Annotated in this window: 21 protein-coding genes and 1 tRNA gene; 13 read left to right on the plus strand and 9 right to left on the minus strand. The window is 46.4% G+C overall.

All coding sequences use genetic code 11. The features are described from left to right. Positions 1 to 35: 35 nt before the first annotated feature. From LFE_RS08580 to thiS, 6 genes are all read right to left on the minus strand, one after another. Positions 36 to 2237, minus strand: a complete 2202-nt coding sequence (locus LFE_RS08580) for a sensor domain-containing diguanylate cyclase (RefSeq protein WP_041774277.1) — start codon at positions 2235 to 2237, stop codon at positions 36 to 38. Positions 2238 to 3021: 784 nt separating this feature from the next. Further along, the gene (locus LFE_RS08590; RefSeq protein WP_014449830.1) at positions 3022 to 3420 is read right to left on the minus strand and encodes a nuclear transport factor 2 family protein; all 399 of its coding nucleotides are present in this window, start codon (positions 3418 to 3420) and stop codon (positions 3022 to 3024) included. 487 nt (positions 3421 to 3907) lie between these two features. Next, a complete protein-coding gene (locus LFE_RS08595) occupies positions 3908 to 4213 on the minus strand; it encodes an antibiotic biosynthesis monooxygenase family protein (protein WP_014449831.1) in 306 nt (101 codons plus the stop codon). Between the two features lie 948 nt (positions 4214 to 5161). Further along, positions 5162 to 5800, minus strand: a complete 639-nt coding sequence (locus LFE_RS08600; protein ID WP_014449832.1) for a hypothetical protein — start codon at positions 5798 to 5800, stop codon at positions 5162 to 5164. A gap of 501 nt (positions 5801 to 6301) precedes the next feature. Beyond that, a tRNA-Gly gene (locus LFE_RS08605) sits at positions 6302 to 6376 on the minus strand. A 75-nt stretch (positions 6377 to 6451) separates the two neighbouring features. Continuing rightward, complete coding sequence (gene thiS / locus LFE_RS08610; RefSeq protein ID WP_014449833.1) at positions 6452 to 6688, minus strand: sulfur carrier protein ThiS; 237 nt, start codon at positions 6686 to 6688, stop codon at positions 6452 to 6454. Positions 6689 to 6816: 128 nt separating this feature from the next. On the opposite strand from thiS, the gene gspC reads away from it, so the two are divergent. The 10 genes from gspC to LFE_RS08660 all read left to right on the plus strand — a co-directional run bounded on the left by gspC (position 6817) and on the right by LFE_RS08660 (position 17580). Further along, a complete protein-coding gene (gene gspC / locus LFE_RS08615; protein WP_014449834.1) occupies positions 6817 to 7803 on the plus strand; it encodes a type II secretion system protein GspC in 987 nt (328 codons plus the stop codon). Between the two features lie 33 nt (positions 7804 to 7836). After that, entirely contained in the window at positions 7837 to 9510 is a 1674-nt protein-coding gene (locus LFE_RS08620) for a type II secretion system protein GspD (protein ID WP_014449835.1), read from the plus strand. A 6-nt stretch (positions 9511 to 9516) separates the two neighbouring features. Continuing rightward, the gene (gspE, locus tag LFE_RS08625; protein ID WP_014449836.1) at positions 9517 to 11235 is read left to right on the plus strand and encodes a type II secretion system ATPase GspE; all 1719 of its coding nucleotides are present in this window, start codon (positions 9517 to 9519) and stop codon (positions 11233 to 11235) included. A gap of 27 nt (positions 11236 to 11262) precedes the next feature. Further along, positions 11263 to 12468, plus strand: coding sequence for a type II secretion system F family protein (locus tag LFE_RS08630; RefSeq protein WP_014449837.1), 1206 nt, complete (start codon positions 11263 to 11265; stop codon positions 12466 to 12468). Between the two features lie 41 nt (positions 12469 to 12509). Continuing rightward, positions 12510 to 12968, plus strand: coding sequence for a type II secretion system major pseudopilin GspG (gene gspG, locus LFE_RS08635; RefSeq protein ID WP_014449838.1), 459 nt, complete (start codon positions 12510 to 12512; stop codon positions 12966 to 12968). After that, a complete protein-coding gene (gspN, locus tag LFE_RS08640; protein ID WP_014449839.1) occupies positions 12968 to 13966 on the plus strand; it encodes a type II secretion system protein GspN in 999 nt (332 codons plus the stop codon). Before gspG ends, gspN begins: the two co-directional genes overlap by 1 nt. A gap of 11 nt (positions 13967 to 13977) precedes the next feature. Next, positions 13978 to 15312, plus strand: a complete 1335-nt coding sequence (locus tag LFE_RS08645; RefSeq protein WP_014449840.1) for a hypothetical protein — start codon at positions 13978 to 13980, stop codon at positions 15310 to 15312. Further along, positions 15305 to 15907 carry a type II secretion system protein GspM gene (gspM, locus tag LFE_RS08650; RefSeq protein ID WP_014449841.1) on the plus strand — a complete coding sequence of 201 codons (603 nt, stop codon included), beginning with the start codon at positions 15305 to 15307 and terminating at the stop codon, positions 15905 to 15907. The genes LFE_RS08645 and gspM overlap by 8 nt, the downstream gene beginning before the upstream one ends. Continuing rightward, positions 15882 to 16898 (plus strand): type II secretion system minor pseudopilin GspK, encoded by a 1017-nt coding sequence (gspK, locus tag LFE_RS08655; protein ID WP_148272603.1) that lies wholly within the window; start codon positions 15882 to 15884, stop codon positions 16896 to 16898. Before gspM ends, gspK begins: the two co-directional genes overlap by 26 nt. Before the next feature lie 76 nt (positions 16899 to 16974). Beyond that, on the plus strand, positions 16975 to 17580 hold the full coding sequence (locus LFE_RS08660) for a tetratricopeptide repeat protein (protein ID WP_014449843.1): 606 nt from the start codon (positions 16975 to 16977) through the stop codon (positions 17578 to 17580). A 156-nt stretch (positions 17581 to 17736) separates the two neighbouring features. Here the strand turns inward: LFE_RS08660 and LFE_RS13965 are convergent, their stop codons facing one another. Next, positions 17737 to 18087 (minus strand): hypothetical protein, encoded by a 351-nt coding sequence (locus LFE_RS13965; RefSeq protein WP_148272604.1) that lies wholly within the window; start codon positions 18085 to 18087, stop codon positions 17737 to 17739. A 213-nt stretch (positions 18088 to 18300) separates the two neighbouring features. On the opposite strand from LFE_RS13965, the gene LFE_RS08670 reads away from it, so the two are divergent. From LFE_RS08670 to LFE_RS08680, 3 genes are all read left to right on the plus strand, one after another. After that, complete coding sequence (locus LFE_RS08670; protein WP_014449845.1) at positions 18301 to 19716, plus strand: multinuclear nonheme iron-dependent oxidase; 1416 nt, start codon at positions 18301 to 18303, stop codon at positions 19714 to 19716. 219 nt (positions 19717 to 19935) lie between these two features. Beyond that, positions 19936 to 21000: a protein phosphatase CheZ gene (locus LFE_RS08675; RefSeq protein ID WP_014449846.1), complete on the plus strand. Its 1065-nt coding sequence runs from the start codon at positions 19936 to 19938 to the stop codon at positions 20998 to 21000. Between the two features lie 442 nt (positions 21001 to 21442). After that, on the plus strand, positions 21443 to 21682 hold the full coding sequence (locus LFE_RS08680) for a Fe(2+)-trafficking protein (protein ID WP_014449847.1): 240 nt from the start codon (positions 21443 to 21445) through the stop codon (positions 21680 to 21682). A 62-nt stretch (positions 21683 to 21744) separates the two neighbouring features. Here LFE_RS08680 and LFE_RS08685 read toward each other — a convergent pair whose 3' ends face one another. After that, positions 21745 to 22554, minus strand: a complete 810-nt coding sequence (locus LFE_RS08685) for a proline dehydrogenase family protein (protein WP_014449848.1) — start codon at positions 22552 to 22554, stop codon at positions 21745 to 21747. A 49-nt stretch (positions 22555 to 22603) separates the two neighbouring features. Further along, the gene (locus tag LFE_RS14150; RefSeq protein WP_158310263.1) at positions 22604 to 24325 is read right to left on the minus strand and encodes a DEAD/DEAH box helicase; all 1722 of its coding nucleotides are present in this window, start codon (positions 24323 to 24325) and stop codon (positions 22604 to 22606) included. Positions 24326 to 25316 lie beyond the last annotated feature (991 nt).

Consider the following 25316-nt stretch of genomic DNA (forward strand, 5'->3'; position numbering starts at 1 on the left):
AAAATCAGAAGTTTCAAGCCATAAGGATATTCTGGTCAGGGTGCCATCGAGTAAATTTTCCACCATGAACTTCTGGATCCCTTTTCAGCCTTTGCCCGATAAAGAGCCTCATCCGCCTGTCTCATCAAAAGGTCCGGATCAGTCTCCCCTTCAGTGTATATCGTTAGACCAAGACTCAATCCGATTGATACGTTTTCCCCTGTTGGCAGAGCTACAGGCATTTCGATCAGCTCCCTGAATCTGTCAAGAAAACCGATCAAATCTTCATTCGGTTCGAGGTTTTCCAGAATCAGGACAAATTCATCCCCCCCGAGCCGGGCAATATAGTCTTCAGCTCGGAGAGAAGCTTTCATCCGCAGCGCCATTTCCCGAAGCAGGATATCTCCGGCAGCATGACCAAAAAGATCATTCACCGCCTTGAAGTCATCGAGGTCCAGGATACAGACGACAAGAGGAGTTGCCCCCTCCCTTGCCCGTTCAATGGACAGAGGAAGCGCTTCTTGCAGGTCCTTGCGATTTCCCAGCCCAGTCAGGAAATCCGTCCGAACCTCCTGATGCAAAATCATCTGACGTTCCCTGACCTCATGAATATCCCGGAAAGCAACAATCAGAACATCCTCATCTGAAATATGAGAAAAACCTCCTGATATAGACATCCATATTTTCTCTCCAGAAGGCATCCTTAATTCTGACTCCCTGTCCAGAACAACCCCTTTTTGGGTCACCTCATCGAGAAACAAGTCCCGGTCATTTGGATCTGCCCAAAAAGAAAGGAGAGGCCTCCCTATCCATGGCTGAATATCGAGTTGAAACAGTGTTCCCACCGAAGGATTTGCATATAGAAGAACTGAGTCGCTTTTTCTTGAAATGATCATCGGAAGGGGCAGAGTCTCAACGATTAACCGGAAAAGCTGTTCCCTCTCCTGTATCCTCTGCTCCAGAAAAACCCTTTCGGAAATATCCTGAAGGGAAACGATCATTCCCGAGATGGGGTTCTGGATAGAAACCCTGTTTGCAATAAGAGTCCTTTTCTGTCCATTTGCACAAAAAGTAATATCCTCTCTCCTCAGTTCCGAATCCTCCGAAAAGGAAGCCCCATCCTCTGAAAACAGGTTAAAGCACCCAGAATCAAAAAACTCATCCACAGATCTCCCGATCAAATCCGGTGGAGCAACTCCTAATAATTCACCCAATTTCTGATTGGATAGAGCAAAATATCCTTTTGGATCGACAATAAAGACCGGAACAGGCAGAGAATCGAGAAGAAGCTGTAGAAAAAGAAGCTGACCGCTTAACTCCCTGGTCTTTTGGTCCAGATCCCTTGTTCTCTCCTCCACCCTGGACTCAAGGGTACGATTAATATGCTCGAGCTGCTCCATCACCGACCTTCGTTCAAGGGTCAACACATTGACCAGAATAACGGCAAAGCCGGTCATCATTCCAAGAAGCTCCATACCGATCATTGCATCTTGGGGGTTTTTCACGAGATGGGCAAAAGGGCCATAGCCCATGGCCGTTGCCCCGAATTGAAGGAAAAGAATGATCCCCAGAAAAGAAAAGACCTTCCTCTGGGACATTGTCATGGCTACCCATACCAGAAACGGAAGAAACATGCCTGTCAAACCAAGGCTTGTCATTTCCGGGAGACCCGGGAAAAAATAGACGGCCCAACCAACAAGCAGCAAGGCGAGAATCGCACCCCCCATGAGAAGATCGGATCTTTTGGAAAAGGAGGGATGAATTCTGGAATTCTCAGGAAAAAACCATGTAAAAATAGCTGGAGACAACATGAGGATGCTGCAGGAATCGCTGGTCCACCAGGCAAGCCATGATTCAACGAATGACATACCAGTGTTTTCAGAAGAAAGCTTAACCATTACCAGAGATCCCACAATGGATGTCACACCACTGCCCAAAACACCCATTCCCCCAAGAAATCGGTATACATCCCGGGCTGTCGTGAAATCTTTCCAGGGACTCTTTCCACGGTGAAGGAATCCTGCTCCCAATAATGGTCCCATGGTATTCCCCAGTGCGATCAGGAGTGCTTGGGGAATAGACCAGTGGAGAAAAAACGCATTGCCCAGAAAAGCTCCCAAAAAGACTCCGGGAGCCATCGCGAATCCGTAAATGAGGATAGCAAATACAGCAACGGCAGCAGGAGGCCAAAAAGGAGAAAAATGGGGAAAAAGCAATCCGACAGAAAAAACAAGAAGGAGATATGAGAACAGGACCAAAAAATTTCCATACAGGAATGTCTTTGGTGAGATTGCGAGAGGAAATTGGCTTGTTGTGTCAGTCTCTTTCATCTGAACCCGGCAAGATAACCATCATTTTCCTATCGATTAAAGACTTCAACCTTTTATTTCAACCAAGAACAGCTCCTTGCTCCAACATTACCAGAAAACACCCCCATGACAACAACCATTTTCTAATTTCCAAGAACAATATGTTCCGGAAAAAGGGAGGGATGGATTCAAAAACATTTTTGTCGCATTGATGAAAATAAAAGTTTTATTATTTTTTGGAACAAACTGGGAAAACATCTCTAAGGAGATTTCAGCTTGAAATCATTCAAAAAAGAGAAGGCATGTTCGGTTGACACCATTTTTTTTCCTCCCCCAAAAATGTCCGGATTTTGGACATAGAGGCCGACAGGCTTGTTTCATGTTACGAAAAGATCAATATCCACAGCCTTATCCACAGTCCCTCAGAAATGGATGTGAGAACAAGACACTGCAATTGGGGTTTGCAATAAACATTTTCATAAAAACCCAATCAGAACCTAATAAAAGTGATTATTCAAAGGATCTGGACTGGGTTAAATATTTAGTGAAACTTGGGGAGCAACATTGGAAATCTTCAGGGAGTTTTTAAACGTGAACTCAAAAATTCATTGCGGAACCACTCCTGAATTAACTTATCTTGAATTTATGGGATGAGTCCTGAGGGGCTGCATCAACAATTGCCGTCCTGTCTTCTGATGCGACACTAGACGTTCTTTATGTTTATTCATTCTCGTTAAACAGGATCATGTCTCATAGCCTGTACCACCATCAGTGTATCCGTGTATTGCTGAAAGCGGATGATCCGGAAATCACGCACCCAGTAGACATGGGCAAAGGCTGCTTTCATAGACTTTCCCGTGGTTTTGTTGATTCCACAATACTCCCCGATAGCAACAATTGCATCTCCCGCATCGAGATAATGTGAAACAATCGCCTCCCACGAATTCCATTCGATCCGAAAAGGCTCGAACACATCTTTTATGACTGTTTCTGCACCAATATAAATGCCTCCTCCGGGAAATCCCTCGTTCTGCATCCAGATAATATTGGGATCGAAGATTTCCAGAATGGCTTTGCGATCACGAGCGGCAAATGCTCCATACAGATTTCTGACAATATCGAGATTTTGCATGTTCTTCCTTTCTGAGATTGGGGCAGAAGGCAAAGAAGAAAATACCTCCAGAAGGACGGGGTATTATCTCCCATGGCGGCGTTGATAGTCACCAATATAACCGCCAAGGCATAGGGAAAAACCATGAAGCTGGCTCTCGGAGTCAGTGAAAGTGAAAGCTCCTGAAGCGACGGGAACTTTCTTGAGTCGCCCCAATCGTCTCTGACGATCACAAGGAGCTCAAGAACACCTTCTGAAAGCTTTTTCAAGGGACGCACTCGTATAAGGTTGGTCGATTTTCTCACCACCTCAAGTTATTGGCAATTTATGATCGACATTGGCACTGAAACCTGGTAAACCTGTAAAACTCTATTCAGCCAGTTTTTTGCTTTGTACCCATAAAAATGTGTGGGTATTACCATATATTGAACGGAAATAGGAACCATAACATGACCGATACGAAAATGGTTTTTATTCACCAAACAGTATTTGAATGAAAATAAGCCTCTCATGGTATGGCACCTTCAAACACTATTTCAAAGTGCTCAACTGTGGGAAATGGGTCATAAAAATGATGAAGCAATTGTTTCCATTCCTGATATTGAATAGACTGCCGAAAGCCTTTTGTGTGGTCTTCAAGCCGGTTCCAGTTGACGAGCAGAACATATTTGTCCGGCGCTTCAAGACTCCGTTGCAACTGATGAGAAATATATCCAGGAGTAGATGAAATAATGTCCTGCGCCGTCTCAAACGCCTGTTCAAAAGCCACATGCTCTCCATTACGAATATTGAGCATCGCAATTTCAAGAATCATTTTTCAATCTCCCTTTCACAAAAGCGAAGGAATAACGGAAGTAACACCTCACTCGGATAAACTCAACCGCTGGTTTCGGTCCGATACTGGCAAAATGTCTGGCAGAATCTGGATCAGATCATAAATGATGGCGGGGGTGGATTGATTTTTCTTGCCGGAATTTCGACACCCATAAAGTGCGGATGGCAAAAAACAACCATAATGTGCCGTTAACGCCATTTTATGGTTGTACTCACAACTCGTTCTGGCGATTACTTCCCCCAATGCAGACACCTCAAGAATTTCGATAATATCTTCTTGCTCCCCCCGTCAGGACTTCCGCAAAGATGCGTTCAAGACGGAGAGACAAAACCTGCGGAGTGTGACTTCAGAACGGGTTGAATTTCATCAAGCCTCTTTAGTGATGGGTGTGGCGCATTGATAAACTGCATAGCATGTATACCTAAGGATGAACAGGAAAATCTCTCGACCGCACGAGTTTTGCAAGAGGCTCGACTCAACTTATTTTTTTAATGGAACTTTAGGTGGATGATCACTTCCAATTCCTCCTGCCATACAAAGATTCCCTTTAAAAACAACCTGTTTGATGAGTGATGTTTTTTGGTTTACATCAAAACATGTTGTACAGGAAAGCTTCTCGATCTGAGTATTCGTATATGTTCCCTAAGAGTTATAGCAGTCGGAGTAATTTGCATATGTCTGGCTGAAAACCAGAGTGCACAATTTATGGTAGATCTATACAGTATCCCACCTGGGGTAGTTATTTGCTTGTCTGGATAGTCCCACACAGTAAAAATTCCCTGTTACCTTTCCCGATCCATGCCTGTACGCCCTTTTTATAATCCGATTCCGTTGCACATCCGCTCGTGATAAGGGAAAAAACAACAAAAAATGAAACAACGGCAGATGTTCAAAATAAAGATAGCCTTTATTCACTTTTAACATCCTTTAAAAATAAAGGTGGAAACCAAGTGAGACAGGAAGAGAAATAAGGGTATATGGGGTGTTACCGACTGTAGCTCCCATCGGGGCTGGATTAATCTGAAGATAAGTTGACAGTTCAGGGTATTCCGGCAATGCGTACTCCAACCCAAAACCCGGAAGTAGAGCATAACCGAACTTTGGCCCACCTATCTCTGGAACAATATCCAAATCTCCATAAAAAACAAAATGCTTCCTTTCCACTATTGGAATCATCCCTTGAACCTGAAATGTCGTTAACTGATAGGTATTTTGGACAGCGTCCTGAAGATTTTGCCCACCCGGAAAAGAAGAATGGATGAGACCAACTCCGCCTTCCATCCCAAACCATCGGTTAACCCAATATCTAATGTCAACAAAACCGGAATAAATAGCGTCGTTGGCAGGCATCCAGCTAAGCCCTAGTCCTACTTTCCCGTTATTGAGATAGAGATCACCGCTAAGGTTTGATGGATTCTGCCCAATCTGTTGTCCATTTTTTTGAGATTGCGGATCTCCCTGGACAGTTTGTGCGTTAGTCAGGGTTTCCCCAAACGAAAGGGATCTGTTAGAGAAGACAAGTGCAACACAAAATGCCATTAGAAAAGAAACGCTTCTGCTTGTCACTCATCCCTCCTTAGGTTGAGTCGATAAAATGCTGTAAATCAGTAGCGACTAAAAATTGAAAAGCCCATCGATCTTCTCGAGAAAGGGCGTTTCCGACACAACTTATTTTAACCCGGGGAATTCGATGACTGAACTGAACCTTACCCTGAACTCGCACCTTTTGCCAAATCTTTTGGAACAGAGTGGGGGGAAAGGAACTCACAGGCGTCTCATTTCCGAATCTCTGGCAGGGTCTTGTCTCAGTTTCTTCGGGTGACGAACATCTCCATGGCCAATCTGGATTCAATCGAACCAACCCATTATCTTCTTTAACATTAACGGTTAAAGATATTACATTGGAGTGTGAGCTATGCGGAGTATCTATGGCTGACATCAGGAAGGATCGCATCGGGAATTGTTGGCAGGAGATTAGCTTCGCAAGAAAAAAACAACCCAACCAAAGGGTATTTATAGAAAAAGCACTTTCAATTCGATATTTTTGCTGAGAATGGCTCTGATATTTGGAGCGGGATATGGGATTCGAACCCACGACCTTCAGCTTGGGAAGCTGACACTCTACCGCTGAGTTAATCCCGCTTAGGATGCTCAGAAATATTTATCACGAGTTGATCCCAATTGCAAACAGGGGGTGACAATCCTACAATCGACTGACTAGAGACATGTTGGAAACAATAACGACCCTCCTCCAACAAAACCAATAATTTCCACCCGGTCGCCGGGATTCAGCCCGGTTTGATGCCACTCCTCCTTTTGAAGGATCAGCAAATTCAGTTCGACCACCACCTGACGATCGGCAAAACCGAGCTCTTCCAAAAGCACCGTAACCGTTTTTCCTCTGGAAAAAACGTAGGGATCCCCGTTGACATAGATATGTTCATCATCGCTCATCAAAAATTTGCCTCCTGAGAATTCGAAAGTGACACATGGAGCGATCACAAGAGATTGAAAGATTTTGTTGACCCAATCCGTTACAATGGATGGTAGCGGAATTCCTGTCTTAGGGTCAAAGGATTAAAATGAAGCATCTATTCTTCTCCCATCTCCCAAGAGTGCTTTTTGCGGCAAAGTTAATGTTTGTCACGGGTGTTTCTTATCTTTTGGCTGACAGTGTGGATCAAGCAGTCAAAAACAGCATCCTTCCACCCATGACCATCAAGGACAATAACCAATCTGCCAACATTGAAACGTTCCATGCACCAACAGCCTCCGAGCTGGGCCTTATTGCCTCAAGGAATCCATTCAGCCCTGACCTGAGGGGAAAAAGCTATGCCAACATCCTTGCCGATCTCTACCCCCAAGCGGGAAGAGGATCGGACTCTGCCCCCAGGGATGCTGAAGTTGTCGCTCTCGGAAACTGGATGAACGGTAAGGTTCCCATTCTTGAACCAAAGATGATCAAGCTAAGACTTGTCGGCACCGTTCTGGCAGGAAAGGCAACATCAGGCGCCGTTATCGATTCACTGGATCCGGAAAAACAAAAGTTTTACCGAATCCATGACGTTATTATTCCCGGGAAAATATCGCTCGTCGCTGTAAGAAAAGAGTATGTCGTCTTGCAGGTCGGAAAAGGGTATGGAATTCTGAAAGCCCATTACGATCAGGAGGACGATGCCGGTCAGGTCCTTCCGGACAAGGGAACGGCCTCTGTCAGTGCCCATGGCATTCACAAGATCGATGACCACCACTGGCTTGTCGAAGCAAGAGCCATACAGTTTGCGACAAAAAACCTGAGTTCCCTTCTCTTGCAGGCCAGAGCCGTACCGGATTTTACAGGTGGCCATCCCGATGGGTTCCGGATGGTCAACATACAGTCAGGGAGCCTTTTTCAGGAGCTTGGTCTCGCACAGGGAGATGTCATACGTTCTATCAACGGTCTCTCGATGAATGATCCACAGAACTTCATGAAAGCACTGTCGACTCTTCAAAGTGCAACCAATGTCCAGATCAATCTATTGCGAAATGGGGCTCCCCAGACTTTTGACTATCAGATACAGTCGGAATGATCCTTTTTTCATTGTGATAAGGAATAAATAAAGATGCATTTTCTCATCCCGGAAATAAAACGATCAAAACTCGCATCACTCCTTTTGCTGATTCTTTTTCTTTCAGACGGAAGCCGTCTGCAAGCCTCCACCAATCCACTGAACCTGGCGACACAGGAAAAGACAAAACCTCCCAAAGACCCTTTGATCATCAAACCCTCTGCCCCTACTCCGCTTGACATGGAAAACTCCGTTTCCCTGAACTTCCGAAACGTAGATATATCTGTCCTCGTTCGATTCATGAGCAATCTCATGAATAAGAACATTGTCATGGACGAGCGGGTCAAGGGGAAAATCTCCATTCTCTCCCCTAACAGGATCAGCATTGACCGGGCATTCCAGATCTTCAAGCAATCCCTGCGGATGAAAGGCTTCGAGGCCGTTACCAAAAAAGGCATGATTTTTATTGTTCCTGCCAATCAAGCCCCGCAAGACAGGGAACTCTTTCTTTTCACCCTCGAGAACACCAGTGCCAAATCCATCGCAAAAACCATCAACAGCATCCTTTCTAAAGGCTTCCAGCCTCCGCCTGTTGGAGCGGTCTCTTCCGGAGGACTGATCGGAATGGTCCAGATTGTTCCGGACAGTCCATCCAATAGCCTGATCATTTCAGCCACACCCCACGACTATCACCTGATCAAGGCTCTTTTGCGCAATCTGGACCATCCTCCCGGAGAGGTTTACGTCAAGGCTTCCCTGATCGAGATCTCAACAGACAAACTTCAGAATATCCAGGTCAATCTTTTGGGAGCTGTTACCGGAGCCAATGGATCAGGCGTAGTGGGAGGCACAAACTACGGGATGGTGGGTGGAACGGTCAACGGAGCGGTCGGAAACAGTCTGACAGGAACCACAGGAACAACGACTGCCAGCGGTGCTGCCGGAGCAGCATCCTACCTCTCGGGACTCACCGGACTTGTTGCGGGAGTGCTGACCGGTGGAACGTTTACCTATGGGGGAGTGAGCTACCCGTCCATTGGATCACTGCTCAATGCTCTTCAAACAGATACAGACGTCAGGACCCTTTCCACTCCGGAAATTCTGGCCACAGACTCGCAAAAGGCCAAGATTACAGTTGGTGAGGACGTTCCTTTTATTACCGGACAAAGCCAGACGGTTGGCGGAAACGTCATGACAATGATCCAGCGCCAGAATGTGGGTATAACCCTTGAAATCACCCCACATATCCTTGCCCACAACAGAGTTCGCCTTCAACTCAAGCAAACGATATCGGCCCTTACAAATGCCTCCCAGCTGATCGGAACAATCGCCGTTGGTCCGACCACAACCAAACGGGCCACTACGACAACACTGACGATTGCTTCCGGCCAAACGATTGTGATCGGTGGACTGATCTCGTCTGTCGTCACCAAAAACAAGTCCACGATCCCGTGGCTTGGAGACATTCCCGTCCTGGGGTACCTGTTTTCAAACACCACCAATGAAAAGCAACGGGATGATCTCCTGATCTTTCTCACTCCCTATGTCATCAAGTCCAATTATTCCTATGCCAAGATCGATCTGGGCGCACCGTCCATCCTGAAGAGATACTCCCGCCACCAGCATCTGATCGAAACATTAACCCCCAAGATTAAACCTGGAACGGTATCCGACGATACTTTTCTGGAAACGGTCAATCTTCCAGGGGAAAAAGGAACTCCGGAGTGATGAACCATGGCTGGAGATAACCTGAAGGAGCAGATCCTCTCATTGATGGTTCCTTCAATCGATGGCTCAAACTTGAAAAACCAGCTCTCCTTGGCCGAATGGCTGGGCCCCCAGGGAGAAAATCAGGATGAGTTGTGGAAAAAATGGGCAAACATCCAAAACTATCCATACCTCACAGAGTTTAGCCTGGACTCCATGGAGCCAGAACTATTGGCGAATCTCCCCATCGGATTTCTCAAGCAACATCTCCTCTTGCCAACTCATCACATCGAACAGAAACGGACAATCCAACTCATTCTTGGCTCACCCAAGAGTTTTTTTGCTATTGAGCCGGTGAAAACCATCCTGAGAGAACAGGATCCGGATATACGCTTTGATTTTGCACTCATGTCACCATCAAAACTTCTGACATTGATCAACAACGCCTACGAACGATATACACAAAGCCAGACATCGGAGGTTTTATCAGGAGTCTCCACTGAAACGGAAGAAATGAAGGATCTTTCGTCCATTCAGGAGACCATCGACCTTCTTGACGCCAAGGATGATGCACCAATGATCCGGTTGGCCAACTCCATTCTGGCCCAATCCATTCGCCAAAAGGCCTCTGATATCCACATCGAACCCTTTGAGAAGGATCTCATGGTTCGGTATCGAGTCGACGGAGTCCTCTTCAACGTGCTTTCCATACCGCAAAAGATTCAGTCCGGGCTGGTTTCAAGATTCAAGTTGATGGCCAATTTGAACATTGCAGAAAAAAGACTTCCCCAGGATGGAAGAATCAGGATCAAGACCGGTGGACGGGATATTGACATAAGAGTTTCTACGCTCCCGGTCAGACATGGAGAACGTGTTGTCCTTCGTATTCTGGAACAGGGCACATTACTTCTGCCACTTTCATCAATCGGATTTGATGACCACGATCTTTCAACACTGGCAGGGCTCATTCGCCTGACACACGGAATCATTTTGGTAACAGGGCCCACGGGGGCGGGAAAAACAACCACTCTGTACGCCATCTTAAACACGATCAACAGCCCTGATAAAAACATCATCACGATTGAAGACCCCGTCGAATATCAGCTTCAGGGAATAGGACAAATCCAGGTCAACCCCAAAATTCAGCTCACTTTTGCAACAGGTCTCCGATCCATTCTCCGTCAGGATCCCGACGTCATCCTGATTGGAGAGATCCGGGATGGAGAAACCGCCGAAATCGCCATTCAGGCCTCTTTGACCGGCCATCTCGTTTTCTCAACACTCCACACCAATGACGCCCCCTCTGCCATTACCCGACTGATAGACATGGGTACTGAACCTTTTCTGATTTCAACAAGTGTCAAGGCTGTCATAGCACAGAGACTCGTGAGGAAAATCTGCCCGGACTGTCGGGAAAGCTACATTCCTGAAGGTATAGAACTTTATCGAATAGGCATCACACAGGACCAGCTGCCTCCGGAAGGACTCTTTAGGGGAAAAGGATGTGTTCGCTGCATGAATACCGGTTATCGCGGCAGGCAGGGGATTTACGAGCTACTGATCATCGACCCAGAAATTGCCCAGCTGATCAATCTTAAAACAGACACTGCCACAATCAGGAACCGAGCAAAAGAAAAAGGAATGACCACGCTTCTTGAGGATGGAAAACGAAAAATCCTTCTGGGCATCACGACGACTGAAGAGGTTCTGAGAGTCGCACTGTCTGAAGTCTCCGTTGAGCAATAAACGATGAACATGGTCAGGCAATAAAACATGCCTATTTTTGTTTATGAAGGAATTAGCCCGTCCGGCAAACGATCCACAGGGCTGATTGATGCCGACAGTTCCCGCCATGCCCGACAGAAGCTCCGTGCCCAGGGAATAACCGCGCTCAGGATCGATACACAGGACGCAGGGAAGTCCTCGACCGATACAGGAACCAGCAGTGGCAGAGTCAAGGCAAAAGAGCTGACCGCATTTACAAGGCAGCTGGCAACACTCATCGGTGCGGGGATACCAATCGTGGACTCTCTTGCTGCCATTCTTGACCAGGGGATGGAGGGTCATTTTCAGGAGATCATCGCTTCCGTCAGGGAAGATGTGAAAGGAGGCCGTTCACTAAATGGCGCTCTTGAAAAATATCAAAAAATCTTTTCCCCGATTTTCATAAACATGATCCGAGCAGGAGAAGAGTCCGGAACCCTTGAAATCATGCTTGACCGCATTGCGGATTTTCAGGAAAAAAGCCAGGAAACGAGAAGAAAAGTTCTTGGAAGCCTTTTTTATCCCATCATTCTCATGTGTGTCGGCATTTTGATGGTTCTGTTTCTCCTCACCGTCGTCATGCCCAGAATCACCAGCATTTTTGAGGGACTGAAAGCGACACTGCCCCTTCCCACCCGGATTCTTCTGGCTGTTTCCGGTACTCTCAGGAACCATGCACTGATCTTTCTCGGAGCAACCATATTTCTGATACTCGCCGGAATCCGTCTAGCAAAGACGCAAAAACGGCAATTGGACGAAATTCTTTTAAAAATACCTCGAGTTGGTCCGTTGATCACTTCAGACCAGGTTGCCCGCTTTGCAAGAACTATGTCGGTTCTCCTGAAAGGAGGGGTCTCACTCCAAAGAGCCCTTGAAATTGCGGAGACAGTCGTGACCAACCAAATTTTGAAAGAGGCTGTTTCCCGGGCAAGAGAGCTTGTCAGGAACGGAGAATCCCTCGGGGGAAGCCTCCGCCAATCCCCTTATTTTCCCAGGCTTGCGGTTGCAATGATCCAGACAGGGGAACGATCCGGGCAACTCGAAGAACTCCTTCTGAAAACAGCCCAGGGCTATGAGTCCGAGGTTGGACAAATCGTCGCAACCATTACTTCAATCGTTGAGCCTGTCATGATATTATTAATCGGATCGATGGTCCTTTTCATGGTTCTTTCAGTTTTGCTCCCCATTTTTGAAATGAGTCAGGCTGTCCAGTAATAAACAACGAACAAAACACAAGATCGACACGAGGAAAAAACATGTCTGTCCTTACCATCAAGAAAAGAAACCTTTATTCGGACTCAGGGTTTACGCTGATCGAGATCATGGTGGTTATCTTCATCATTGCCCTTCTCGCTGCGCTTGTTGTTCCCAAAATCATCGGCCGTACCGAGGAAGCCAAAAGGGTGGCGGCAAAGGCACAGATCAGGGAAATCGAAAACGCCCTGAGCCTTTACCATCTGGACAACGGGACATACCCTTCAACAGAACAGACGCTTGATGCACTGATCAAAAAGCCATCGACACCGCCCATACCGACAAACTATAAAGCGGGAGGATATATCTCAAAGATACCGAAGGATCCCTGGGGTCGTCCCTATATCTACCTCTCCCCGGGAAATCATGGAGACTTTGACCTCTATTCCTACGGAGCCGACGGTGCCAAGGGAGGCAAGGGCAACAACGCCGATATCGAATCCTGGGCCCTTGAAAACTGATGTCCCAACTTCCTCGTTTTCTCAAGAAAAAAAATGCAATCAAAGCCAGTCTGGCGAGCATTTCCCCTGCCATTCGGGACAATTTTGAGCATCTTTCAAAAGCGTTTGAAAAGCAGCCTCCCCTTCCGAAAAGAGAGAGCTTTTTTATGCGCCCGTCTGCTCTCGTACTCTGGGGAACAATCACTTTTTTCGTTTTCCTGGCAAAAGGATTCCCCTCTGACGACTTGGCCAACTTTTTGCTGACACTCCCCTCGCCAGAAATCCAGATGCGTGCTGAATCGGCCATCTACCACCCTCCTCTTGGAGTCTCCTATCGGGATATGACCATCACGGCACCAACCAATGATGGCCCGATTTCCTTGGACTTCGACAGGGCCAGGGGAAATATAGACCTTGTCACCCTCGTTTCAGGAAAACCGAGATACAATTTTGATGTAAAGATGTATGGAGGAGAGTTCAAGGGCAGACTCAGACGATTTTACCGGGGAAAAGTCAGCCATTTGAAAGGGACCACTATCCATCCGATTGACCTGTCCACAACCCGAAAACTGACTCATCAGGATCTGTCTGGGCTGATGGACCTTCAAACCGACTATACCTGGAAAACAGGCATGGAAGACAAGGGGCATGGGATTCTCTCCCTTTCCATTGCCAAGCTGGTGGTCCGCTCCCTCAACATGAACGGATTCCCTCTTCCCCCCATTTCGTTTACTCATGTTCATGGGATGATCAGGATGAAAAATGGACTTGGCCATATCGAGACACTGAATGCGGATGGTCCAATGGCTCACTTGACCGGAAAAGGCGATATCGCCCTTGCCAATCCTTATCCTCGATCCATTGTCAACCTTGATTTTGACATCTCTCTCCGGGGAGAGCTCGCAAAGATCCCTCTTCCCTCCATCACGGGAAAAAACGGCGCGGCCATACATCTTCACCTGTCAGGAGCACTGGGCTCGCCTCAGGTATCCCTTAACGGCATCGTTCTTCCCCGCTAGCGAGAAGTCTCATGGCAGATACATATTTACTGACCCGATTTTCAGATGACGACCTCGAAGCCTATATTGCCCGGAGGGATCGGTCATCCTGGGAAATCCAAAATCACTTCCGTTGGCCGATCTCTCCAAAAGATTTTCTGGACCCGGAAAAACCGCTGAAGATTCCAGAACTTGACGACCTGCTTGCTGGAAAAAATGTCATTTCCATTCTTTTTTGGCCCCCCGAACTCTCCATTTCCGAATCTTTCATGCTCCCATCCCTTTTGAAGCAGGAATTGCTTCCTGCTTGTGAAAATGAAATGGACGCACTGATACCTTGGCCGATCGAACAATGCCAAACAGCCATCAGAACGACAAGGGAGATCAATTCCTACCGGGTTTTCGCCCTGACAACTCCGAAAGCTCCAATGGAAACAGCCATAAGGAAGCTTGCCGACCACCACCTCGAACCCAAGCATATTTTTCCGGAATCCCTGCTTCTTGCAGAAACCCAGCCAAAAGAGAGCCTTTCAGAAAAAAACCAGAAAGAGTTCACGCTTCTCTGCCAGGAGCAGATAACCCGAATGCTGATCCTCGTTCTTGATGGAGATTTTCCAGTCAAAGAGCTGGTGATCAGAGATCCATCCCCGGAAGAACGGATCCGACAGCTTGAAAATATCTTCTTTGCATTTTCCATGGAAGGCCAGTTGTTACGAATAGGAAATGGGGCTACCCCGCTCCAAAAGCTCCCATCCAAAGGGGCCAATGAAGACGCTGCGATCATGACCGGTCTGAAATATCTTTTTCCGGACGGAAGTCTCAGACGGGATCTTCCTGATTTCCGGACTGGAACACTAGCCTCCGAACATGAGAAAAAATTCCTCATCAAACAGCTCCGTCCATTTGTTCTCCTGACGACCCTTTTCATTCTGGCAATGGGTTTCGATGGATGGGTCCATTATGAAGCCATCAAGTCCCATGTATTGGCGGAAAAAAACTTGATCAGATCGATTGCATCAAAAGCATTGGACACATCGCAGATTGTCGACCCTATTGCCCAGATGGAGCAAAAAGAAAAGAATCTCAAAAAACAAAGCCGGATGCTGTCAAGAGGAACGGATATTATTGAGCTCTTGAGGGCCATTTCCATCGCACCTCCCAACAACATGACTTTTGAGCTGGTTTCACTCTCCATAGGAGCAAAAAGTCTCAACCTATCGGGAAAAACCGATAGTTTTGAGCATGTGGAAACCATCAGGACTGAACTTCTGAAAAACCCGCACATCAAAAAATTGTCCGTGCAAAGTGCCAGACTGGGCATTGACCATAGAACAGTGACTTTCAGGATGGGAGGAACTCATGACTGAAAGATATCTGTCCATTCTCTCTCCCATTTTTGCTCCTATCAGAAAGTACTCCATCCCTCTCCGAGAGCGTTGGGAAAAATTGACCGCAAGAGAGAGAAGCCTCCTGGCCATCATGCTGTCCCTTCTCGCCCTCTATCTCATCTCAACTCTTTTGACATCCCTTTTTCTTGATCCCTATGAAGAAGCCCTTTCCGATGAGACAGCCCTTAAGGAAGAGGTCCAAAAAGCCAGCCAGATCTCATCCCATCTTCGGCAAATACAGTCCTCCATCAATGAACGCTCCCATCTGTTAAGCTCGGATAACGCCGGGTTTTCCCTGATTTCCTATCTGGAGCAGGAAGCGAGGCATTCTCAAATCTCAACATCAGTCTCCCAAATGACTCCCAGAAACCTTCCTTCCGAAGGTGGCTATCCTTCGGTGATGGTCAGCCTGCACCTTGAAAAGGTTGACCTGGCCCATGTCCTCATCTTTATAGCCCGAATCCAGCGGGCCCCTCACCTTCTCCGGATCACGCACATTTCCCTTGAGCGCAGATTCGACCAGCATGACCTTCTTGACGTGCGAATCGATGTACAAACCATCCAGCCCTCATAAATCAGACGAAGGGTTCGCCCTAGTCATGGTGCTGTTCATGGTTGTTCTACTGACACTTCTGGTCTTTCGGATCATCGATCGAGCAGAATCCTTCCTGAGGGAATCAGAAATTTTCCATGACAACACACAAGCCTATTATCTCGCCCGATCAGGGATCGAGGCGGGCAAGCTCGAAATTATCGGAAGCTCCCTCGCAGCTGTAAAAAGTGGACAGAACTACACCGGCCTTGATCAGCCATGGGCGACGCCCCTGATCAATTTTCCCGTTGCATCAAACATGTTTCTTTCTGGCATCGTCACCGATGAAGACTCAAAGATCAATCTGAATCAGATCTCCACCAATGGAATCCCCAATCTTCATAGAGTTGGACAACTCGAAAAGCTGTTCACACTACTGGGTCTTCCCATATCGGTGATTCCGGCCATTGAAGTCTGGGTTTCCGGGACAGGAACCAGCCAGCCGCCCCCTGCAGGAGCATATGCTTCCCAAATTCCTCCCTACAGGCCCCATGGAGCCCCCATGGATGTCCTCTCAGAGCTCCACCAGGTGATGGGAATGACCGAATCGCAATTTCAGGCGCTAGAACCCTACATCACAGCTGAATCTGATGGGGTGGTGAACCTGAATACCGCATCCGAAACGGTCATAGAGTCCCTCGATCCGTCCATGACTCCTCAAATCGCGGCTTCCATCACCCAGTCCAGACCTTTTCGAACAATGCAGGCCGTCTCACAGGTCGTTCCACCGGCCGTCCTTGCAAATATCCAGGGCGACATTACCATCGTCTCCCAAACATTCTCCATATCCGCAGTCGGCATTACCGGAAATACCAGACAGGCGGCAAGGGCCTACCTGACGGTCAATGGAAGTCAGGCTCAATACTTATCCTTTCGTGTTGGAGGGAACCGACTTCTTGGACAGATTGAATCCTTGATCGAAAGTGCGCCACAATCTTCACAAACCACCAATCTTTCCATTCCTTCCCCTTAGTCAAAAAGACCTATCGATCCTGAGGAGTGACTGTGCAAGAATAAGACCTCAGCCTTATCAATCCGGAGGATCCCGAATGGAAGAAAACAAAGGAATCGGAGAGCTTTTTGATGAAGCCGAAACATTTCGGCTGACAGGAAAGCTGATCGATGCCATCGCGCTTTACCGTCAGATTCTGATCAGAATTCCCAATGCACCTATGGTGCTTCGCCGTCTGGCAGAGTGTCTGATTGAAAAGGGTGTCCCCCAGGAAGCAATTTCTGCGTTGGAAGATGCCATACGACTTGACCCTGAAGAACCGTCCCAGTATCACACCCTTGCCGGGGCGCTAAGGGGAAGAGGAAGAATGAATGATGCCCTTCTTATTTATCGAAAGGCCGTTGATCGTTCTCCGGGGAATATTACATACCTTGTCGATCTGGCCTGGTGCATGGCCGATATCGGAGCTATGGGAAAAGATCGCACCCTTCAGGAAAAAGCATTAGAAGTCCTTACAAAGGCTCATGAAATCAATGATCGGGATCCAGGAATATGGGATGGATTAGCCGGAATATACAAAGATCTTGGAAATAGGGAAAAAGCGATTGAATGTGTCAGGAAAGCCCTTGAACTTGATCCTTATGATACTGACAGGATTGAACTCCTTGAAAGATTATCCATGCAAAAGGCCACCAATAACTGACTCCATCCCGCTCCATGTTGAAATCTCCCAGTTCTTTCTTTAAACTGTGGGGGAATCGGGCAAGTGGTGCCCGGACATCGTTGACTTTATGGCCTTACACCAAAGGAGCCCAAATGCTGATCAGAAAGATCTCTTCCCTGTTCGTCGCGTTTGCGTTTATGGGAGCAATCTCCCTGACCGCAGCGCCAGTTTCTTTTGCCGCAGATGCAACAGCACCCGCAGCTCCTGCCGCCAGTGCACCAGCAGCTCCCGCAGCTCCTGCCGCACATCATGCCAAGAAGCACATGAAAAAGCGACATGCACGTCATGGTTGCAACCATCACAGCAAGTATTATCGCCGTCATCATCGTTGCTATCCAAAGCATCACCATTATGCCAAACACCATCATCACATGAGACATCACCACAAGAAGCATCACCACAACGGGTAATATTCAACCCGAACATGAAGGGGGGATTTCCCCCCTTTTTTTTCCACTCGAACCACCACACACCTCCAGCACTCATCCGATCAAGAATCCCTAACAAATACCCATCGGATCCACTTTTTCACTCACAAGACCAGACATGATCCAATCTTCCGATGAATCATTTGAACGAGACAATCAAAAGGAAAGACCTCCGGATTTTTGAAATCCAATCCGCTAAAATCCGATAATGATAAAGTTGAGAAATACGTCCACAGAGGGCTCCATCCATCACAGTCAAGGATACTGATCAATGCCCAAAACGGATCTCCCCAAACTTCCATTGAGCCATCCGTATAAAATCGGAATCTCTACAGACCTCTATTTCCCCCCCATCGATGCCCTCTACCACTCACTCACCGGCGTCGGTGAGACTCATCCATCAGAAAATCTGCCTGACTATATAGAGATTTTTCGCGGCCGAACGGTTGACATGAAAAAAACCCGGGAAGAAACGATTCCCAAAAGGATTCCCCTCACCTATCACGGAGATGCCCTTTGGTACACCCAGACGAATTTCAGGGAACAACCTGCAACAAGACAGGAAATCATACGGGCGAATGCCCATATGGACGCACTCGAATCCGAATGGATGATTCACGAGTGTGCACATAAATCGTTTGGGGGAAGAACCTTTGGAACATACCTCCCGCCACTTTTCTCAAGAGAGTCGGCCCACCAGATCAGGGAAAACACCTTGTGGCTCATGGAGCAAATGGAAGGACGACAGTTGATTGTCGAAATTCCACCCTTTCCGTTTTTTCTGGCGGGATCCATGCATCCTGGAGAATTTTTCCATTCGATCCTCAAGGAAACATCTATTGGACTGGGACTCGATATAGGTCACTTGATCACAATGCTCGAAGCTCTCGGAATCAAACCCCAACCCGAGGCCATCACCTCATGGATCAATCATTACCTCCCCATCGAACATGTCATGGAAATCCATATGGGAGGGCTCTCCTTATTTAAAAATTCGGAAATAACGCTTCACCAGGATGACCACACTGCTCCCATTCCCCAACTATTATGGGAATCCCTCGAGGCTGTCTGCCGTTATTGCCCAATGAAGAATCTCAAGGGGCTGGCGATTGAAGTCGACAATAAAGAGATTGCAACCATTCTCCCGGAATTCCAGAAGTTTTATCGACTGATACAAGATTCAGCCATTCCGCTTGAATCCCTGTCACTTTCAAACAGGGAACGCCAAGCCATTACGCCTTTGAACCTTTACTCTTTGGATCCTGATGCCCTGGAATTGGAGTATCAAGATTTGTCCGCATATCTTTCCAGGCAAACATCAAACACCTCCCAATTCATTCAAGGCTTCCCCAATATTTACAGAGATTCCATCTACCCTTATGAAATATGGTCTTTTGGTGGAGAAATCGAAGCCATCTTTCCTGACACAATGAACGTCATACGCTTTTTTCTAAAAGACCCCCAACAATCTTTTGTCGAATACTTTCATCAGGATCTTCTTTCGGAAATATTTCCCTTTGATTTTCTGGTGGTCAAGGTCCTGAAGTTCCAGGAATGGATTGGCAAACTCGCTTCAGAGGGAATATTCCCTGTCGACGTCCAAGACATTGCAATCCAGACATCCCGTCGGGAAGGAAGAAGAGCTCTGGATGACCAGGCATTGATTAATGGGGATGAGCTGGCGTGACAAAATTCAACATACTCTGACGTTTTGATGAACCGATTAAAGATATCCGGGAATCAAGGGGACTAGGTCTAATCATTCTGTTTTGATAGAATCCGATCGCCCGACCTTATATATCGATTACAATCGATAAAAAGATTCACCAATGTACCAAGCTGTTGTGAAGTCCTAAACACCCGGAAGCCATACGCCGGGGCGACCCTTCCGAAGAAAGAGGCTATCTTGCAGCTATTTACCTTTCCATTAACAAAGGACATTCTTGTTGGTGTCAGACTTGACGATATCCTTAAAATTCTCAAAGGGGAACAGCTGACTTTTGAATCACCGGGAGGTCTTCAAACCGGAACCATTCATGAAAATGGACACCAGACTCCAGTTTTTGATTTCAAACGAGCTTTCGAAAAAGAGGACAGCCAATCGCTTCCCGCCAGACTCTTAGTCATCGCTTTTTCAAATGGCGCTCGCTTTGGCATCGCCACGACCAAAATCGGAAAAGTGATCAGGGAAAAGACTCCCAACGAACGAAAAACACTGGAAAAATTGGGTCTCCCATTCTTAAGCTATTCTGACACCATTGACTCCATACCTGTTTACGTTTTTGATGTCCATTCCTTTGAACAGCATATGGGACTTCCAGTGTTATCCTCATTCGTACAATCAGAGAAAGAAAAAACTCAAATGACAAACGATGAATCTCGGGGTCTGCCCAAACAAGATGATGCCAGTGCCGATTTATTGAATCAGGTTGGAAAGACTGCAAGAGAAATCCAGAAGATCCTCTCCATGTCAGACTCGATGATGGATACGATGAAAATGATGGAGACTCATCTTCCCCAAACATCCACAGGGCTTGAGGCCGTATCCAAAATGACGGAAGAGGCAGCACACAAGCTCCTTGAGGGGTTCGAAAAATCACTGGAGACCAACAGGGAGCTTCGAGAAGCTGTACAAAGAATGAAAGAAAGCCCCAAGACACTTCAGGCAGAGCTGCAATCCGTTGAAACACTCCTTTCCGAAGAAGAAGAACGAATCCTTCATGGATTTGAAGCGATGGTCTTTCAGGATCTGGTTGGACAAAATATCCGGAAAATGACCGGGACATTAAATGACCTCCAAAACAAACTCCTTACGATCCTTGTCGAACTTTCTCCACAATCCAAACATGAAGCACCTGAAGATAAAGGATCCTCTGCTCCGATAGAAGCTCTTGATCTCAAGGGAACGGGTCATCCGACCGATGTCAATCAGACAGATGTTGATAAACTGCTTTCCGAATTTGGGTTTTAGCCTCCGAAACATCACAGGATCGTCATTAGGATCCCATGGGGAGCCATTTGAACAATAAGTGACCACCTAATCCCTTCTTGGCCCGGCAGGGCATGATGGGGTTAGCGAACGACCGATTTTTCTGTTATCGTTTCCATACTATGACAGAGAATACAACGTGGTCTCTGTGGCGTCTGCGACGCCAAAATCTCCGATGGAGGACTCAGGGACCGTAGTGGCCTAGGGAAAATGCCCGGGAATAGGCAGATAAGATGGGAAAAACAATCTTTTTCTCGTATGTGCCTTAGAAACGGGAACGTACGCTCGGAAAACCGTAATCCCCCTTCGGAAACAGCAATGCGCTTTGGGAAGAAAAATTCTTCGCTTGTGGTAAGCTTACGCGATGGGAGATGGTCATTAAAATTAAGTAAGTCAATGTTTAAGAATATGATGAGGAGTTAGAATGGCAATCGTTCATTGTACAAGGTGTGGGGCTGATGCTGAGGGTCTCGAACAACCTCCTTTCCCTTCAGGCTTTGGAAAAGAGGTACAGGATTCAGTCTGTAAAACGTGCTGGACTGCATGGGAAGATATGCGCGTAAAAGTGATCAACGAATATCGACTGAATCTGGGGACACCAGAGCACAGAACCATGCTCGTCAATATTACAAGGGACTTCCTGGGACTCAAAAAACCGGAATGATTTCAGAAAGATCCTGAAGAACGCATAACAAAAAGCCGGTTCAGAAGACCGGCTTTTTGATTTCAGATTTTTCCTATCTCCTGCAAGGCTTTTAGATGCTTCCTGGCTCCTGGCCCATATGGGAGGACAAGTGTAACAGGAAAGCCTCCTTCAAAAAGAAGGGACCGGATTCTATCCTCCCGCATTCCCAGCCACATCTGGAACTCCATCATTCTGGGATGGGCATTCTGGAGTCTCGATGCCCCTTGAAGAATCTCCTCATCATGAGTTGCGACAGCAAACATCGCCCCTTCGGAAAATAGCCACTCCATATAGCTTAAATATTTCCTTCGAATCTGATCCGGATCATTTGATCCTGACTCAAGAGATACGGGATATTGTCCCTTGACGAGTCGGACTCTCGCTCTTTTGTTGAGGATGGTCTCAAGATCCTTCTCTGTTCGATCAAGTCTGGCTTGAAGAGTGATCGACAGGTGAGCAAACTTTTTTCTCAGTTCCAGAAAAGTTTCCATGGTCTCAGAAACTCTCTCACCTTCTTCCATATCGATCCAGCATCCGATCGAATAGTCTTCCGCAGCTGCTATAGCAGAACGAAGGTGATCCATCGAGCCATTGGACGAAGGGTATCCCGACTGTGACAAGGAAAAAGAAATTCCTCCCCGAATCATCGTCAAACCCATTTGATGGGAAAGCTCCCGAATCTCCTTCAGAAAAAGTTCCCCATCAGAATCGTTCTCTTCCGAAAGGATTGGCCAAAGGATTGTACCAATTCCTTCTTTGTTCAAAAGTTTTGCTCGGTCAAGTGCCTCTTGTCTTGTCTCCCCTGCCAAGTAAAGCATTTCTATATTTTTCGAAAACAAACTGTCGGACATATTTTTTCTCCATATTGAATCACCCTATTGATTTCAGACTATTACGATACTAAAGGAATTCACCATCACTTGAAAGAAGTGATTCGATTTCTGTCAGATCAAGTCCCTCCGACAGCTCAAATGTCTCATCTGCCATCACTTTGGCAAACAGGGCCACCTTTTTTTCTTTTAACCTCGCAACATGCTCCTCAACAGTTCCTCTTGTCAGAAAACGGTAAACGAAGACTGTTTTATCCTGCCCCATACGATGAGCACGGTCTGTTGCCTGATTTTCAACTTGAGGATTCCACCATGGATCATAATGAAAAACATAGTCGGCATTCGTCAATGTTAAACCAACACCACCAGCCTTCAGACTTGACAAAAACAACCTTGGAGACAGTTCGTCATTATTTTGGAAAATCTCCACCATCCTTTGACGATCAACAAGTGATGTCCCCCCGTCAAGACGCAAAACGGGAATCCGTTCTGCCCTGAAGTACTCCTCAAAACGATCAAGAACTCCAACAAACTGAGAAAAAAGAATCACTCCATGGCCATCCTCCAGTGCTTCTGAGATTTTTTCTTTAACTATTTGAAACTTAGCGGGATTTTCAAAATCAAGAGGTGGATCACGCTTCACCAGATCAGGATGGCAACAGAACCTCCGGAGAGTCATCAAAAGAGAAAAAACACCCAGACGATAAGCTCCTCCGCTGATCCCTTTCAGACTATGGCGTCCATTCTCCTTAAGCTTCTTGTACTCTTGTCTCTCTTCAGGGGTCGGATCTATCCAATAGTCGATCATAATCTTTGGAGGAAGGTCTTTTAAGACATTCTCCTTTGTTCTTCTGAGAATCAAAGGAGCGATCAAAGATCGAAGAAGGGCGATCCGATCGGAATCCCATTTTCCAAATCCTCCCTCTTCGACGAATATCCTCTCAAATCGACGTCTGCTTCCCAAAAGACCAGGCATGACAAATGCAAATATCGACCAAAGATCCATAAGATGGTTCTCGATAGGCGTTCCGGACAAGGCGAGTTTGAAGGAAGACTTCAGGGAAAAGAGGGCAGAGGCAATTCCCGAAGCAGGATTTTTTATGACTTGGGCCTCGTCCAGAATAATGCCATGGAATCGGACCTTTACCATCTCCTCAAGATCATTTCGGACTGTACCATAGGTTGAAAGGATAACGTTTTGAAGAAGTGCCTGGTTCCATCGCTCCCATCTTCCAGCTCCATGGTGAATCGCTACCGTAAGGGTTGCCGCATATTTTGAAATTTCTTTTTCCCAATTAAACAGCAATGTTGCTGGAAGAACGATCAAGGTTGGAGGGAGAGTTTCGGAATGAGTTTTTGCACGCTCCGCTTCAAGTACAAGTTCTGAAAGGACTGTCAAGGTTTTTCCAAGTCCCATTTCATCCGCAAGAATACCTCCCAAGCCTGATAACCTGAGAGAGTGTATCCAGGCAACACCATCGATCTGGTACTCCCTTAGGGGAATCTTAACAGCTCCTTCAAGGAAGGAAGATTGCTTTGCGGACAAGGAGGACACTTTAAATGGAAATAAGCGGTCAACGAGTTCTTCATCCGGTAAAAACGGCAGATCGGGTCGACTTCGGAGGAGAATAGAAGCGTAATACTGACTGATGATGGATCGTCCATCTTTATCAGGCTCGAGCAAAAGAACCAGATCATGCATTTTTTGCTGAAACTCCTGATCCATCAAAACAGCAAAACCTTCGGACAGGTGCAAGACAGGATCACCCGCATCCTCTCTTGAGACAGGCATACTCCAAACATGGTCTTTCCACTTTAAAATACAATGACTCAAAATCTTGTGATTGAATAAATCATTCCTTTCAGAAGACAAGGATTTGGATGAAAGCTTGACGAAAAGGTCTACCTCCCCTGAATATAATAGATTTTCTGAAGACTCAAGCTCCCCTCTCGCAAAGCCAGCTTTTTCAAGAGAGGGCAAAACTTTTTGGTAGACAACACTTCGATTTTCATTGGAAAAGGAGATCCATTGATCCGTTGAACCGCGTCCAAGATTTTTTTCAACGATATTTCTGTAAAAAAGTTCTTTCTGCCGATCCCGATGAATCAAGCATAGATGATCTGGATAGCGTCGATCGTCACACCATAATACGTCCCCGATATTGAGTCTTTGAGGTCCGAACAAAGGAAACTTTATTCCCACTGAGAATAGGTAGATAAAAAGACTGACCCCTTTTCGATGGAAATCTCGAATATCGACAACGGGATTCCATTTTTCTCCTTGTAAAAGTTTTGGAGGGTACGGGAAATCTTTCAAATGAAAACTCAGGGAATCTTCTGATGTTAAAAAACTGGATTGATACAATAGATCTGCAGGTTGAAGAAAAAAAGTCGCTTGAAGAAAAGAAATCACCCTCTCAGAAAGTTTCCCGTCAATAAAAAATAAACTTTTTTCAGACAATAAAATACAAGTAACTTCACCCAAGCAGAAAAACTGAACAAACGATGATGGATGTTTTTTCCCCATAATCACCCATGAAGAATCAAGGTGAATGGTTCGGTTTTGAATGTTCGGAACCCAAATTCCTATCCAATGAAAAGAGGCAATAGCGAACGGTAGTGTGAACCAATTGCCATCAACACACTTCTCTATAATGAACGGACTTTCATTGATCAGCCTTTTTAAGACGTTGATGGACTTTGGTATAAAAAGGTTAACCTGCCGACCTCCAAGACTGATAAGCTTTGAAATTTGAAAATAAGACTCCATCTCCAAAAAAAAT

This window comes from Leptospirillum ferrooxidans C2-3 (assembly GCF_000284315.1).
Taxonomy (GTDB): Bacteria; Nitrospirota; Leptospirillia; order Leptospirillales; family Leptospirillaceae; genus Leptospirillum; species Leptospirillum ferrooxidans.

Excerpts from the sequence above, each read along its gene's own strand:
- LFE_RS08590 (WP_014449830.1), bottom strand. The coding sequence starts at position 3,420 with ATGCAAAATCTCGATATTGTCAGAAATCTGTATGGAGCATTTGCCGCT.
- LFE_RS08595 (WP_014449831.1), bottom strand. The coding sequence starts at position 4,213 with ATGATTCTTGAAATTGCGATGCTCAATATTCGTAATGGAGAGCATGTG.
- thiS (WP_014449833.1), bottom strand. The coding sequence starts at position 6,688 with ATGAGCGATGATGAACATATCTATGTCAACGGGGATCCCTACGTTTTT.
- gspC (WP_014449834.1), top strand. The coding sequence starts at position 6,817 with ATGAAGCATCTATTCTTCTCCCATCTCCCAAGAGTGCTTTTTGCGGCA.
- LFE_RS08620 (WP_014449835.1), top strand. The coding sequence starts at position 7,837 with ATGCATTTTCTCATCCCGGAAATAAAACGATCAAAACTCGCATCACTC.
- gspE (WP_014449836.1), top strand. The coding sequence starts at position 9,517 with ATGGCTGGAGATAACCTGAAGGAGCAGATCCTCTCATTGATGGTTCCT.
- LFE_RS08630 (WP_014449837.1), top strand. The coding sequence starts at position 11,263 with ATGCCTATTTTTGTTTATGAAGGAATTAGCCCGTCCGGCAAACGATCC.
- gspG (WP_014449838.1), top strand. The coding sequence starts at position 12,510 with ATGTCTGTCCTTACCATCAAGAAAAGAAACCTTTATTCGGACTCAGGG.
- gspN (WP_014449839.1), top strand. The coding sequence starts at position 12,968 with ATGTCCCAACTTCCTCGTTTTCTCAAGAAAAAAAATGCAATCAAAGCC.
- LFE_RS08645 (WP_014449840.1), top strand. The coding sequence starts at position 13,978 with ATGGCAGATACATATTTACTGACCCGATTTTCAGATGACGACCTCGAA.
- gspM (WP_014449841.1), top strand. The coding sequence starts at position 15,305 with ATGACTGAAAGATATCTGTCCATTCTCTCTCCCATTTTTGCTCCTATC.
- gspK (WP_148272603.1), top strand. The coding sequence starts at position 15,882 with ATGTACAAACCATCCAGCCCTCATAAATCAGACGAAGGGTTCGCCCTA.
- LFE_RS08660 (WP_014449843.1), top strand. The coding sequence starts at position 16,975 with ATGGAAGAAAACAAAGGAATCGGAGAGCTTTTTGATGAAGCCGAAACA.
- LFE_RS13965 (WP_148272604.1), bottom strand. The coding sequence starts at position 18,087 with ATGAGTGCTGGAGGTGTGTGGTGGTTCGAGTGGAAAAAAAAGGGGGGA.
- LFE_RS08670 (WP_014449845.1), top strand. The coding sequence starts at position 18,301 with ATGCCCAAAACGGATCTCCCCAAACTTCCATTGAGCCATCCGTATAAA.
- LFE_RS08680 (WP_014449847.1), top strand. The coding sequence starts at position 21,443 with ATGGCAATCGTTCATTGTACAAGGTGTGGGGCTGATGCTGAGGGTCTC.
- LFE_RS08685 (WP_014449848.1), bottom strand. The coding sequence starts at position 22,554 with ATGTCCGACAGTTTGTTTTCGAAAAATATAGAAATGCTTTACTTGGCA.
- LFE_RS14150 (WP_158310263.1), bottom strand. The coding sequence starts at position 24,325 with ATGCCTGTCTCAAGAGAGGATGCGGGTGATCCTGTCTTGCACCTGTCC.